A 13,451-nucleotide genomic window follows, 5' to 3' on the forward strand; every position below is an offset into this window, starting at 1 on the left:
ACGCGGATGATGCCGAGGAGACCGCAGGTCCCCTCTCCGGTTCGGGAGAGGGACGGGGTGAGGGATGGAGGACGCTCCGGGGAGGTCGCACCCCTCGCCCGGTCCGCTTTCCGCGGACCCGGCTTCTCCCGCGCGGGAGAGGTGAGCGCGGTGCGGATCCCGCTCCTTACGCGAACGACGCCTCGACGAGTTCCGGCATGAGCCGGCCGCCGCGAAAGCTCTTGCCGGACGTGACCGAGGTGACGATGACCTCGGCCGGGCTGAACAGGGCGCCGTCGATCTTGTAGAAGTCGCCGTTCACCCGGGCGAAGATGTCCGCGAAGGGGGCGCCGTGGTCGCTCGAATTCGTGGAGGGGAGCTGCTCGGCGAGCTGCCTGGCATCGGCCTCGTCGGCCTCCACGAAGAGCTGCACGCGGCCGCCGTAGATGATGGCGTCGTTGGTGCGGCCCATGGCCTGGATGAAGTCCGGATGCTGCGGCGAGAGGGGCGCCGAGCCGATGCCGTCCACGATTCTGTGCAGGTCGAAGCCGACCGTGTGGGCCTTGTGCAGCGCCACCTCCAGCACGCGCGCGACGACCTGGGTGGAGCCTGCGAGCGACTGCGTCGGCGCGTAGATGAAGGTCACGTCCTCGGGCCGCAGCCCCGAGGCCTCCGCCACCTTGGCGACGACGGAAGCGGGCGGGCCGCTCGCGGCCTCGAGCACGAGCGCGGTCTTCGACGCCGAATCGCGGTACCCGAGTTCCTTGTAGAGATCCTCCACTGCGGCGACCGCCCGGCCAGGCCCCGAGCCGAGGGCGAAGAAGCCGGAATCCCCCGACTCGTCCGCGAGGCTCCAGCCCGCGTACTGGCTGCCGAGGCAGGCGATGACGGGATCGTTGGCGTGGACCACCACCGAGTAGGGCCAGGACGAGACGGGGCCGGAGGGGCTGATCGTCACGGTGCCGAGGCCGCCGAGGCAGATCTCGGCGATGCGCCGCCCGGCCTCGATCGAGCCCCGCACGCCCGCGCCGGCATCCACCATCCGGGCGCCGCCGGCCTCCTGCGTCACCGAGAGCCGCAAGACCTCCGCGTCAGCGATGAGGCGCTCGACCAGCGGCGCCGTCAGCGTGTTGACGCTCGGATACTTCACACTCGTGCTCATCCATTCCCTCCTGATCGAGGAGGGCGTGCAGACGTGCCGCCCTCTCCCGCAATGTTTGCCGCGCCGCCGCTTCGTCCCGGCCCGTGGCGAGCAGGGTGCAGAGCGGCGCGTCCCGGGCCACGTCCGTGCCGGGCCGGGGCCGGTCCCGCGCGTGGTCCGGCCACGCGATCCGCGGCACCGGGCGGTAGGCCTGCGCCCCGTAACAGATCTCCGCAGCCGCCGCATCCACCGGTGGTGCTCCGAGCAACGGCAGCCGGCCCTCGCTCGCCGACACATGCGCCAGGAGCAGGCTGCTCCCGCGCCGGTCGAGGATGTCGAGGGTCGCGCCGGGTCGCGGATTGATCTCTGTGAGCCACCAGCGCTCGCCGTCCGAGAGGATGTCGGCGCTGGCAAGGCCCCGCAGGCCGGTCTCGGCGGAGAGGCGCGCCACCGCCTCCGCGATATCGCCGATGAGGGCGGCCGGCAGGGGCGGCGCCTTCCCGGATCCGCCGACGACGGCCCCCCCGTAGCGGAAGGGCCTCAGGGGCGAGGGCGCGGCCCACTGCTCGGTCAGCGCCACCACCGCGATGTCGCGCCCGTCCGCCAGCACGGCGAGGCCGAAGGCCCGGCCCGGCACGCGGGCCTGGAAGTAGCCGCCCGCCGGGGCGCTGCCCCGCGACGCCGCGCGGATGTGGCTGCCGCCCGATCCGCCCGCCCGCTTGAGGAGCCATCCGGCCGGGTCGTCGAGAGGCTCCCGCCTGACGGTCGGGTGCGGGATCGACAGCCGCGCGCACAGGGCGGCGAAGCCGAGCGGGTCCTTGAGCGCCGCCACCGTCTCCGGCGGCGCTCCGATCAGGCGGTGGCGCCGGCCGATCTCGGCCATGAGATCGGGCGCGCCCTCGAGTCCCGAGCCGAGCACGACCCCGAGGCAGCGCGGCCCGGCGCGGCTCGCCAGGGCGTCGAGGGCATCGAGCAGCGCCCCGCCGCCGAGCCGCCCGGTGCCGAAGCGGCCGGGCAGCGGCCGGTAATCCTCCGCGAGGTCGAGCGTGTCGGCGTCGCCGAACAGGTCCGCGACGAAGGGGCGGAGGCCGGCCCGCCGGGCGCTCTCGGCGAGGGCCCGGCCCGACTGGGCCGCGACGAGGATCGCCTCCCCGGCCACGGGCGCGGCTTTCGGCTTCGCGTCAGCCCGCGATCTCGACGGCGAGCGCGTAGGCGTCGCGGAAATCGAGGCAGAGGGGCTGGTCGGAATCGAGCATCCTGCGGAAGAGCCGGCACTGGGTCTGGTACTTCACGTTGCCGACGGCCAGCGCCCCGATGCCCAATCCCTTGCCGGTGGGCAGCGCGACGTCGATCGCGTTGACGTCGATGCCCGCGATGCCGGCCGGCGGCACGGCGTTGACGTCCGAGGCGACCATCAGCTTCGGAGCGGATTCAAGATCCTCCGCCGACAGGATCGGGATGCCGGCGGGGCCGGCCGAGAGGATGACCTCGGCGTCCTGGATCGCGGCGCGGCGGGCTTCCGGGGACGAGCCGTCCACGGCTCCGACCTCGATGCCGAAGCGCCACTTCATCGTGAAGGCGATCTTCGAGACGCGCTCCTCGCCGTCATGGCCGACGAGCACCGCCCTGGCGCCTTCGAGGGCTCCGATCACCGCCGCCACGTAGGCGACGACGCCCGCGCCCCCGAAGATGACGATGCGTTTGCCCTTGAGATCGGTGTTGAATTTGGAGCGGAGCGCCCTGGCCACCTCCGCTACCATGGCGGCGCCCGTGGTGAAGGAGCCGGCCGGGTCCGCGAAGACGTGGTTGGCGAAGGGCGGCACGAAGGCCTTCTTGGCCCGGTCGACCATGTCGAGGGCATCCTCGGCGTTCTTGCCGCCGATGAAGATGCCGGTGCGGGTGCCGTCCTGCGGCGCGCGGGAGAAGATCGAATCCTGCGTGAGCGAAACCACGTCCGCGAGGTCGACGCCCGTGTACGTGACGATCGTCTCGAAGCCGGCATCGACCGCCATGTTCACGTCGAACGGGCTCATGTGCTTGAGGGGCGTGAGCATGTGCAGGATCGAGCGCGCCATCGTCGGTCTCCTTCCCCGTGTCGGTCGCCCGCAGGTTGCGCGTGGCGGGTCTCGATAGTCCAGAGCCGGACGAAACCTGCTCGGTCAAGCGCGGGAATACGAGGGCGGGCCGCGCTCGGCAACGGGGTGCGGCCGGCACGGGCCGTCTGAACCGCACCCTGTCGCGAGCGGACCAACTCGCCCGGCACGGGACGGGGAGCGCATCGCGGCGTCTTGAGCGCGGCGAACGGCCCCGAAAACCCGCAATCGTTGCCCGAGCGCGGATCAGGCGGCCTTGACGGATGCCCCTTCGTTGCGCCCGCGGGCGACCAGGATCTGCAGCGGCCCCGGTCCTTCGAGCTCGGCCGCGAGAGCGCGGGCCTGCGCCTCCGAGGGCAGGAGCGCGAAGCCGGTCGGTCCCCAGGAGCTCTGGCCGTAGCCCGCGATGCCGCGCGCCGCGATGCCCGCGAGCGCCTCGGCGACAGCCGGGCTCGCGTAGCGCCCGCCCTGATGGGGCGCGAAATGGTCGCCGATCAGGCGCTGGATCGTCGTGATGCCCGCCCCGAAGCTCCCGGCATCGGCGACGACGGCCGCCGGCATCACCTGCATCAGCACGATGCGGCAGATCTCGGCGGCCTGGTCCTCGGGGAAGCGCGGCAGATCGCGAAACGCCTCGACCTCGCGGGTGCCGTGCACGCCGGTCATGCTGCGGTCGAGGAGCAGCACCACGCGCCACGCTTCCGGATAGGGCAGCCGCGCGATCACGGGCGGCGGGCTTCCGCTCGCGTCGCGGCCGCCGTCCACGATCAGCCCGCCCTCCGTGAAGGCGGCGAGCCCCACGCCCGAGCGGTTGCCGCGGTCGAGGGCGTCGGCGAAATCCTCGGGCGCGAACGGGCGATCGTTGAGGCGCGCCAGCGCGGCCGCCACGGCGAGCGCGAGCTGCGTACCCGACCCGAAGCCCGCATGCGGGGGGATCGACGCCTCGACCCGGATCGCGGCCACCTCCGGGACGCCGAGATGCCGGGCGGCGGCCCGCACGTAGCCCCGGACGCGCTCGGTCTCCGGCCCCGTGACGACGAGGTCGTCGCGAGGGGTGGCGGTGAGCGCGACGGCGGGCGCGTCGACGGCGAGCCCGATGCTGCCGAAACGGCGCCCGAGGCCCCCATGCAGGTCGAGGAAGCCGAAATGCAGCCGCGCCGGAGCGCGCACCCGAACGACCCGCGCTGCCCGATCGGGCGCCGCCGCGCCCCCCGCCCTCTCGCTCAGGTCCGGGACCTCCGCCACGATGATCCCTCTCGTCCGGCCCGATCCGGCCGGGCTTGCTCAGCCGGGCTTCTCCCACGAGGCGCCCGTGCGGAGCAACCTCCGATCGTCCGACGTTGATCCTGAGAAAACCGGAAATCTGTCACCGGCTCTTGCTTGACGCCATGCGCCGATGCAAACGTGCGCCCCCCGGACACCGGTCGGCCGAGCTTCCCGAGAAGCCGCCGGATCCTGCACGGGCAAGCGCGGCCAGGCGGTGCCGATCAACGAACGATCAGGGTGAGGGTGAATGGCAGCCTGGGTGAAGGGAGGCGCGACGGATGCGGACACCGCCATCGCGGCCGCCGCGGTGCTGCTGGCCGGCGCGCGCTCCCCGGTCGTGGCCGGGCTCTGCGCGGAACTCGCCGCCGTGCGGGCCGCCTACCAGCTCGCCGCTGCCCTCGGCGCCTCCCTCGACACGGCCGGCGCGGCCGGCACCTACGCGGAGCTCGGCGCGCTGAGCCGCGTCGGCGCCATGACGACGACACCGGCCGAGGCGGTCGGGCGCGCCGACGCGGTGCTGGTCCTCGGCAGCGCACCCTGGAACGCCCCCGTTCTCCAGGGCCTCGCCGCGGGCGCACCGACGCGCGGCCGCACGGCGGGCGCCGAGCGCGTTCTCCTGTCCCTCGGCGGCCCGAGCGACGGCGCCACGCGCCACGTCTCCTACCCGGTCGGGAACGGCGGGCTGGCGGTCGCGATCGCGCATCTGCGCGCCTTCATCAAGGGACATCTCGCCGGCGAGTCGCCCTACGCGGACCTCGCGAGCCGCCTGCAGGCGGCGCAGTACGGCGTCGCCCTCTACGATCCGGCCGAGATCGGCGAGGTCGGCGTCGAGATGCTGCAGGGCCTCGTCAAGGACCTGAGCGAGACGACCCGCTTCTTCGCGCTCGCCCTCGGCGGCCCGTTCCAGGATCGGGCCGTGGTGCAGCTCTCGAGCTGGACCACCGGTCAGGCCCCCCGCCTCGGCTTCGGCCGGAGCCTGCCGGAGCACGATCCCTGGCGGTTCGACAGCGCCCGGCAGATCGCCGCGGGAGAGGCGGATGCCGCGCTCTGGCTCGCCTCCCTGCCCGCCCCCCGCCCCGGCTGGCTCGCCTCCCTGCCGGCGGTCGCCGTCGTCGGCGAGGGCAGCCCCGACGCGGTGTCGGATGCCGCCGAGATCGTCATCGCGGTCGGCGTGCCGGGCGAGAGCGCGGGCGGCGCCCTCTGGAACGAGGGGCGCGGCACGATCACCTATCGTGCGCCAACGGGAGCGCCCGCCGAGTTGACCGCTGCCGACGTGCTCGGCCGCATCCGCGACCGGCTCACCGAACAGAAGGGCGCCTGATGCTGATCCGGATCACTGGGGGACGGGTCGTCGATCCGACCGCGGGCCGCGACGCCGTGGGCGATGTCTGGATCGAGGACGGCCGGGTGGTCGGCGCATCCGAGCGCGCGCCCGACCGCACGATCGACGCCTCCGGCTGCGTCGTGATGGCGGGCGGCGTCGAGGTGCATTCGCACATCGCGGGCGGCAACGTCGTGCTGTCGCGCCTCCTCCTGCCCGACCTTTACGTCAGCGAGGCCGCGCCCCAGGGGCACCCCTTCGCGCATGCGGGCGGCTCGGCCGCCTGGATCGGCGCGAACTACGCACGCATGGGCTACACCACGGCCGTCGAGCCGGCGATGCCGCCGGTCAACGCGCTCGCCACCCAGCTCGAACTCGCCGACATCCCGCTGCTCGACCGGGGCGCGCTCTGCGTGATGGGCAACGACGATCATCTGCTGCAGCTCCTGCGCGACCGCGAGGGCAAGGCCGCCGTGCGCGACCTCGTCGCGCTCAACGTCGCGACCTCGCGGGCGCTCGGCGTGAAGTGCATCAACGCGGGCGGCGCCTCGGCCTTCAAGGACGGCGCGCTGAGACTGAGCCTCGATGACGAGATCCCGACCTACGGGCTCTCGACCCGCAGGATCATGAGCTCGCTCCTCGACGCGGTCGAGGAGATCGGCGTGCCGCATCCGCTGCACGTCCACTGCAACAATCTGGGTCTCCCCGGCGCCGACGATTCCTTCGTGGCGACGCTCGAAGCGGCGGAGGGGCGGCGCATCCACTTCGCCCACGCCCAGTTCTACGCCTACGGCGCTGTCGACCCCGAGAGCCCGATGACGGGCGGCTTCCGCTCGGCGGCGCAGCGACTCACGCAGGCGATGGAGGCGCACCCGAACGCGACCTTCGACGTGGGCCAAGTGGTGTTCGGCCAGACCGTGACGATCTCGCTCGACATCCTGCGCCAGTTCGCGGGCCGCAAGGGTGCCAATCCGAAGAAGTGGATCCTCAACGCCGGCGATGCCGAGGGCGGCGGCATCGTGCCCTTCCTCTACCGGCCGCGGGGTCCGACGAGCTCGCTGCAATGGGCGATCGGCCTGGAGCTGATGCTGCTCTCGGGCGATCCCGAGCGCACCATCCTGACGACCGACCACCCGAACGGCGGCCCCTTCACCGAATATCCGCGCATCATCCATCTGCTGATGGACAAGGAGGAGCGCGATCGCGAGATCGCGACGCTCCCGAAGGTGGTCGGCGAGCGCTCCTCGCTGCCCGGAATCGAGCGCGAGTACACGCTCTCCGAGATTGCGCAGCTCACCCGCTCCGGACCGGCCAAGCTCTTGGGCCTCGACGACCGCGGGCACCTGCGCGAGGGCGCGCGTGCCGACTTGGCGATCTACCGCGACGACCGCGACCGCACGGCGATGTTCGCCGCCGCCCGCCTGGTGCTGAAGGACGGCGTCGTGATCGTCGAGGACGGCGAGGTGGTGGATTGGCGCGCCGGCCATACCCTCGAACTCACGGTCGAGTCCGACAAGGCGATGGAGCGGCGCACGGACACATACCTCCACGACCGCTTCGGCCAGGGACTCGACAGCTTCGCGGTGCCGGACGCAGCCTTCCCGGTCGCGGACGTGTTCGAGGACGTGGCATGCCGGTCGTGACATCGGAGCGAGTACGGCGCGTGGGGACCGATGGCTGAGATGGCGCAACTCACCCTCAACGGCATTCCGGTGGAGGACACCTTCGCGGAGGCTTTCGACGTCGCCGGAACCGCGATCGTCGTCACCAACGACACGGCCAAGTGGGCCATGATCGCCGCCACCGTGATGACGGGCTTCGCCACCTCGGTGATCGGCTGCGGCGCCGAGGCCGGGATCGACACCGAGCTCACCCCCGAGGAGACGCCGGACGGGCGCCCGGGCGTGCGCATCCTGCTGTTCGGCTTCGAGCCGAACGGGCTGAAGGAGCAGCTCCTCAAGCGCGTCGGCCAGTGCATCCTCACCTGCCCGGGCACGGCCTGCTACGCCGGCGTCGAGGGCCCTACGAAGATCAAGCTCGGCGGCGCGATCCGCTATTTCGGCGACGGCTTCGCGGTGGCCAAGCGCCTGACGGACGCCGACGGCAAGGTGCGCCGCTACTGGCGCATTCCGGTCATGGACGGCGAGTTCCTGTGCGAGGATTCGACCCGCGCCGTCGACGGCGCGGTCGGCGGCGGCAACCTGCTGTTCCTCGGCCGCAAGCACGCCGACACGCTCAAGGTCGCCGAGATCGCGGTCGAGGCGGCCAAGGCGGTGCCCGGCGCGATCCTGCCCTTCCCGGGCGGCATCGTGCGCTCGGGCTCGAAGGTCGGCGGGCGCACCAAGGGCATGATGGCCTCCACCAACGATGCCTATTGCCCGACGCTCAAGGGCCGAGCGGGCTCGGCGCTGCCGGCCGAGTGCGGCGTGGTGCTGGAGATCGTGATCGACGCGCTGACCTCGCGAGGGGTGGCCGAGTCGATGCGGGCCGCGCTCCACGCGGCGACCGAGATCGGGGGGCGCCACGGCCTCGTCGGCGTCACCGCGGGCAATTACGGCGGCAATCTCGGGCGCCACCACTATCACCTCCGGGACCTCCTCACGAAACCGGGTGCCGCATGAGCGTCCTGACCTTGCGCGAGGCCCCCCCCGAGCGCCTCGACCTCCTCAACATCACGCCGCTCGCCCTTTCCAAGCTGTCGGAAGCCGAGGCCGCCAAGCTCGCGGTCGGCACGAGCCGCCGCGGCCTGACCCTCGGCGACTGCTTCTCGGTGAAGCTCGACGGCTCCGACGTGCTCGTGATCGAGGGCGGCTCCGAGCGCCTCGACCGGGTCGGCGCGGCGCTCTCGGAGGGCAGCATCCGGGTCGCGGGCGATGTCGGCCAGCGCCTCGGCGAGGGCATGGCGGGCGGCACGCTCACGGTCGAGGGCCATGCCGGCCCCTTCGCCGGCAGCGGTGCGACGGGCGGCATCATCACGGTCCGGGGCGACGCCGGCGACCATGCCGGGGGCGCCGTCTACGCAGCCAAGGCCGGGCTCGACGGCGCGACGCTCGTCATCGAGGGCCGCGCGGGCGACCATCTCGGCGACCGGATGCGGCGCGGCCTCATCGTGGCGGGTCGGGCGGGGGCCTTCGCGGGCGCGCGCATGGTCGCCGGGACGATCGCGGCGCTCGGCGTCGGCGACAATCCGGGGTTCGGCATGCGCCGGGGCACGCTGCTTCTCGGCAGCCACGGCGCGCTCACGCCGACATTCGTCGAGACCGGCACGCACGATCTGGTGTTCCTGCGCCTCCTCGCCCGCTCCCTGCGGACGCTGAGCGCGGCCCATGCCGACATCGCCGCCGGCGCGCTCCGCCGCTACTCGGGCGATCTGGCCACCGTCGGCAAGGGCGAGATCTGGGCTGCGGCCTGACGCGGGCCCTGGCCCGCGCCCGCGCCTGCATCATCTATGGCTTGCAGAACCTGAGCCGGCTTCGCGGGAAGCGCAGGACCTTCGGGTTCCCTTACCCGAAAGCGAGGCGCGGCCCATGATGATCCTGCTCTCGATCTGCCTGCTGGCGCAGCCCACCAATTGCCGCGAGGACCGGATCAACCTGTCCTACGAGGCCTCCAATCCCTTCATATGCCTGCGCAACTCGCAGAGCGCGCTCGCCACCTGGCAGGCGGCCCATCCCGAATGGCACGTGGAGCGCTGGCGCTGCGCGGCGCGGGGCAGCCTGCCGAAGGACCTGTGAGGCAGGATCTCCCCTCCCCTTGGCCTCGGCCGACGTCGGTGACACTCTCCCGGCCGCGCGCCCGCCTGCCGCGGGCGGCCGGATCCGGGTACAATGCGCTCGCTCAAGGTTCGATTCGCGCTGCTGCTCGGCAGCACCGCGCTCCTCGTCGCGCTGGCGGCGGCCGGAGTTCTGTGGTCGATCGCGGCGGCCGAGAGCACGATCGACCGGACGCTCGCGGCCCAGCGCCGCCTGGAACTCCTCGCCGAGCTGTCCGGCCGCCTGACCCAGTTCGGTCTCGCCGCCATCGATACGGTCGGCAATCCCGACGGGCAGCCGGAGGCGCTCTCCATCGCCCGCACGAACGTCGATCGTGCGCTGACCGCCGTGGACGAGGCGCTCGCGGCGACGATCCTGTCGACGGACGATCCCCTCGACCGCACCCAGTACGCCGCCCGCACGCGGCCGATGTCGCAGATCCGGGCCGCGCGCGTCATCCTCGACCGGCAGGTCTCGCAGATCGAGAGGCAGACGGAGCCCGAGAACCGACAGAACGCCATCAAGGGGGCGCTCAACGGCTTCGGGGCCATGACGGGCCAGCCCCTCTCCTTCCTGATCGAGGCGGAGCGGCGCACCATGGTGCTCGGCTCGGAGCAGGCTCGCGAATTGTCGCAGCGCCTGCGCCTCGCCTCGGGCCTCGCGGTGCTCCTCGCGCTCGGGATCGTGATCGTGCTCTACCGGAGCGTTACCCGCCCGACGCTGGCGCGCATCGAGGCCGTCCGCAAGGCGGCGGGCGCCGTCGGGCGTGGTGAGCTCGACACCCGTCTGTCGGTCGCCACCCGGGACGAACTCGGCCTCCTCGTGGCGAACTTCAACCGCATGGCCGCCCGCCTCTCCCGCCGCGAGGGGCGGCTCGCGGCCGACCGCGCGGCGCTCGAGGACACGGTCGAGGCCCGCACCGCGGACCTGCGCGCGGCGAACGAGCGGCTGGAGGCGGTCGACCGCTCGCGCCGCCGCTTCTTCGCCGATGTCAGCCATGAGCTGCGCACGCCGCTCACCGTGATCCTGGGCGAGTGCGACCTCGCCAGCCGCTCCACGGGGCGCAGCGTGGATTTTGGCCCCGTCTTCGCCACGATCCGCAAACGGGCGCAGCGCCTCAAGCTGCGGGTGGAGGACCTGCTGCGGGTGGCTCGCTCCGAATCCGGTCAGATCGAGCTGGAGCGCCGGGCGATCAGCGCCGTATCCGTGCTGGCGGAGGCCGTGGAGAATGCGGGTTCCGACGCCGCGCGCCGCCGCGTCGCCCTCACGCTCGACCCCGGCGACCGGGACGTCGAGATCCTCGCCGACCGGGAATGGCTCAGGCAGGTCGTCGAGAGCCTGATCGACAACGCCCTGCGCCATGCCGCCGGCGCCAGCCGGGTGAGCGTGGCGCTCCGCGCCGCCGGACCGCCCGAGACGGCCACGATCACCATCACCGATGACGGGCCCGGCTTCGGCGAGGGCGAGAGCGACCTGTTCGAGCGCTTCCGCCGCGGCGTCCGACCCGGAGAGACCGGCTTCGGCATCGGCTTGGCACTGGCGCGCTGGGTGATTGAACACCATGATGGGTCGATCCGCCTCGGGCGGGGGGAGGACGGACGGGGCGCGCGCGTGACGCTGACCTTGCCGGTCCTCGACCTCGCCTCCGGTTACAACGAAGGGCGGGATACTCGGGAGAGCGCCGCATGACGCGGGTACTGATCGTCGAGGATGACAGCGACATCCGCGCCATGCTGGCCCGGGGCCTCGAGGCGGAGGGGTTCTCGGTGGGCATGGCGGGCTGCGTCGGCGACGCGCTCACCGCCGCCCGCGACGAGGCGCCCGAGGCCGTCGTCCTCGACATCACCCTGCCGGACGGCTCGGGTCACGACGTCTGCCGGTCCCTCCGGGAGGGCGGGTATCCGGGCCCGATCCTGTTTCTGAGCGCCCGCGACGAGGTGCGCGACAGGGCCGAGGGGCTGGCGCTCGGCGCCGACGACTACATCGTGAAGCCCTTCGTGTTCGACGAGCTCGTCGCGCGTCTGCGCACCCATCTGCTGCGCCGCAAGGAATCGGACGAGCCGCGCACCATCGTCACGGCGGGCAAGCTCACGCTCGACCTCAACGTCCGGCAAGTGGGCTTCGGGGATGCGACAGCGCGCCTCACGCCGCGCGAGGCGGAGCTGCTCGCCATGCTGATGGACCAGGCCAACAAACCGGTCTCGCGCGGCGATATCTTCGACAAGCTCTGGGCAAGCCAGGGCGGCCTGTCGCTGAATGTGGTCGATGTTTACGTGGGTTACCTGCGGACCAAAATGTCCGATTTCGTGCGGCTCGGCGGCCCGATCCTGGTCACGGTGCGGGGCAAGGGCTTCATGCTCGACCTGCGTGGGCAGGATTTCCGGCATTAAGGCTGCGCCGATTCGGCAGGGCATTTCGGGAGGATCTGGCAATTTAGCGCTTGAAGAGTCCGGTGGAATTGCCGATATAGCTCCCGCGACAGAAATCACTGCGCCGTCAGCATCTTAGGATCCTCTTAAAGAGATTTCCGGGATGGTTCTGGCGATCCAAGAACGAGGAGAAACACCATGAAGTGGGCAGCCCCCGTCGTTTCCGAGATCTGCGTCGGCATGGAAGTCACGAGCTACGAGTCGGCCGAGATCGACACCTTCAACTAAGGTGTAAAGCCCGAACCGAGGATTGCAGGCGCCGTGAGTTCAACCATGCGTGTCGTGATTCTCGGTTCGGCAGCGGGCGGCGGGCTTCCTCAGTGGAATTGCCGCTGTCCCATCTGCGCCATGGCCCGGACGGAGCCGTCCCGCGTCAGGCCGCGGACCCAATCGAGCATCGCGGTCTCGCCCGACGGCGAGCGCTGGCTCCTGGTGAACGCCTCGCCGGATATCCGCCAGCAACTCTTCGACAATCCCGTCCTGCACCCGCGCGAGGGGCTTCGCCACTCGCCCATCCATGCGGTGGTGCTGACGAACGGCGATGTCGACCACGTGGCGGGTCTCCTGACCCTGCGCGAGGGCCAGCCCTACACGCTCTACGCGACGCGAGGGATCCTGGCTTCGGTCAACGACAACCGGGTCTTCGACGTGATGGCCGCCGACGTGGTCCGGCGCGAGGCGATTCGTCTGGATGAGCCCTTCGAGCCTGTGCCGGGGCTCGCCGTCACCCTGTTCGCGGTGCCCGGCAAGGTGCCGCTCTGGCTGGAAGACGACTCCATGCAGATCGGCGCCGAGACCGAGACCACGGTCGGCGCGATGATCGAGGCCGGCGGCAGGCGCCTCGCCTACATCCCGGGCTGCGCCAGTGTCACCGACGGGCTGCGGGAGCGGATCTCGGGGGTCGACGCCCTGCTGTTCGACGGTACCGTGCTGTTCGACGACGACATGATCCGGGCAGGCGTCGGCACCAAGACGGGCTGGCGGATGGGCCACGTTCCGATGCGGGGCGACGGCGGCTCGATCGCGGCACTCCGCGACGTGGCGATCGGCCGACGTGTCTTCGTGCACGTCAACAACACCAACCCGGTTCTGGTCGAGGGATCGAGCGAGCGGGCGGAGGTCGAGGCTGCCGGCTGGACCGTGGCGCATGACGGCCTGAGCCTGGCGCTGTGATGACGCGGCCGACGGCGCGCCCTTGCCGGAGGCGCGTCGCCGCCCGTTGAGGCCGGTGAGAGGACCGCCTCCGGGTGGCGGATCCGGGCCCGGCGCCATATATTTTGCGCGATACAATCGCGCGGCGGTTGCCCTGCCTTGCGAGGCCGCCCGTGACATAACGAACCAGAACACCGGAAACGCAGCCAACGGACGCTCGGACACGCCATGAACGCAGCCTTCCCGACCCCCCTCGCCGACGAGAACCAACGGCTCCTCAGCCCGGACGAGCTGGAGGCGGCCCTGCGCGACATCGGC

General features: G+C 71.9%; 13 protein-coding genes. 9 read left to right on the forward strand and 4 right to left on the reverse strand.

The window, feature by feature from the left end; translation table 11 throughout:
• Positions 1 to 166 precede the first annotated feature (166 nt).
• The 4 genes from mch to WDW90_RS08500 all read right to left on the reverse strand — a co-directional run bounded on the left by mch (position 167) and on the right by WDW90_RS08500 (position 4,458).
• Positions 167 to 1,141, reverse strand: coding sequence for a methenyltetrahydromethanopterin cyclohydrolase (mch, locus tag WDW90_RS08485; RefSeq protein WP_336486952.1), 975 nt, complete (start codon positions 1,139 to 1,141; stop codon positions 167 to 169).
• Positions 1,071 to 2,279, reverse strand: a complete 1,209-nt coding sequence (locus WDW90_RS08490; protein WP_336486953.1) for an ATP-grasp domain-containing protein — start codon at positions 2,277 to 2,279, stop codon at positions 1,071 to 1,073. Before WDW90_RS08490 ends, mch begins: the two co-directional genes overlap by 71 nt.
• A 22-nt stretch (positions 2,280 to 2,301) precedes the next feature.
• The gene (locus WDW90_RS08495) at positions 2,302 to 3,195 is read right to left on the reverse strand and encodes an NAD(P)-dependent methylenetetrahydromethanopterin dehydrogenase (protein WP_336486954.1); all 894 of its coding nucleotides are present in this window, start codon (positions 3,193 to 3,195) and stop codon (positions 2,302 to 2,304) included.
• Between the two features lie 264 nt (positions 3,196 to 3,459).
• Positions 3,460 to 4,458: a beta-ribofuranosylaminobenzene 5'-phosphate synthase family protein gene (locus WDW90_RS08500; RefSeq protein ID WP_431310999.1), complete on the reverse strand. Its 999-nt coding sequence runs from the start codon at positions 4,456 to 4,458 to the stop codon at positions 3,460 to 3,462.
• Between the two features lie 268 nt (positions 4,459 to 4,726).
• On the opposite strand from WDW90_RS08500, the gene WDW90_RS08505 reads away from it, so the two are divergent.
• The 9 genes from WDW90_RS08505 to pqqB all read left to right on the forward strand — a co-directional run bounded on the left by WDW90_RS08505 (position 4,727) and on the right by pqqB (position 13,154).
• The gene (locus WDW90_RS08505; protein ID WP_336486955.1) at positions 4,727 to 5,800 is read left to right on the forward strand and encodes a formyltransferase; all 1,074 of its coding nucleotides are present in this window, start codon (positions 4,727 to 4,729) and stop codon (positions 5,798 to 5,800) included.
• Positions 5,800 to 7,443 carry a formylmethanofuran dehydrogenase subunit A gene (locus tag WDW90_RS08510; RefSeq protein ID WP_336486956.1) on the forward strand — a complete coding sequence of 548 codons (1,644 nt, stop codon included), beginning with the start codon at positions 5,800 to 5,802 and terminating at the stop codon, positions 7,441 to 7,443. Before WDW90_RS08505 ends, WDW90_RS08510 begins: the two co-directional genes overlap by 1 nt.
• Before the next feature lie 39 nt (positions 7,444 to 7,482).
• Complete coding sequence (fhcD, locus tag WDW90_RS08515; RefSeq protein WP_336486957.1) at positions 7,483 to 8,421, forward strand: formylmethanofuran--tetrahydromethanopterin N-formyltransferase; 939 nt, start codon at positions 7,483 to 7,485, stop codon at positions 8,419 to 8,421.
• On the forward strand, positions 8,418 to 9,212 hold the full coding sequence (locus tag WDW90_RS08520; protein WP_336486958.1) for a formylmethanofuran dehydrogenase subunit C: 795 nt from the start codon (positions 8,418 to 8,420) through the stop codon (positions 9,210 to 9,212). Before fhcD ends, WDW90_RS08520 begins: the two co-directional genes overlap by 4 nt.
• A 115-nt stretch (positions 9,213 to 9,327) precedes the next feature.
• Complete coding sequence (locus WDW90_RS08525; RefSeq protein ID WP_336486959.1) at positions 9,328 to 9,534, forward strand: hypothetical protein; 207 nt, start codon at positions 9,328 to 9,330, stop codon at positions 9,532 to 9,534.
• Positions 9,535 to 9,627: 93 nt separating this feature from the next.
• Positions 9,628 to 11,241 carry a sensor histidine kinase gene (locus WDW90_RS08530; RefSeq protein WP_336486960.1) on the forward strand — a complete coding sequence of 538 codons (1,614 nt, stop codon included), beginning with the start codon at positions 9,628 to 9,630 and terminating at the stop codon, positions 11,239 to 11,241.
• Positions 11,238 to 11,942, forward strand: a complete 705-nt coding sequence (locus WDW90_RS08535; protein ID WP_336486961.1) for a response regulator transcription factor — start codon at positions 11,238 to 11,240, stop codon at positions 11,940 to 11,942. Before WDW90_RS08530 ends, WDW90_RS08535 begins: the two co-directional genes overlap by 4 nt.
• Before the next feature lie 177 nt (positions 11,943 to 12,119).
• Positions 12,120 to 12,209: a pyrroloquinoline quinone precursor peptide PqqA gene (pqqA, locus tag WDW90_RS08540; RefSeq protein ID WP_007564431.1), complete on the forward strand. Its 90-nt coding sequence runs from the start codon at positions 12,120 to 12,122 to the stop codon at positions 12,207 to 12,209.
• A 45-nt stretch (positions 12,210 to 12,254) separates the two neighbouring features.
• Entirely contained in the window at positions 12,255 to 13,154 is a 900-nt protein-coding gene (pqqB, locus tag WDW90_RS08545; protein ID WP_336486962.1) for a pyrroloquinoline quinone biosynthesis protein PqqB, read from the forward strand.
• The last annotated feature ends 297 nt before the right edge of the window (positions 13,155 to 13,451 follow it).

Origin of the sequence: Methylobacterium nigriterrae (assembly GCF_037106235.1) — a bacterium.
In the GTDB taxonomy this organism is placed as follows: domain Bacteria; phylum Pseudomonadota; class Alphaproteobacteria; order Rhizobiales; family Beijerinckiaceae; genus Methylobacterium; species Methylobacterium nigriterrae.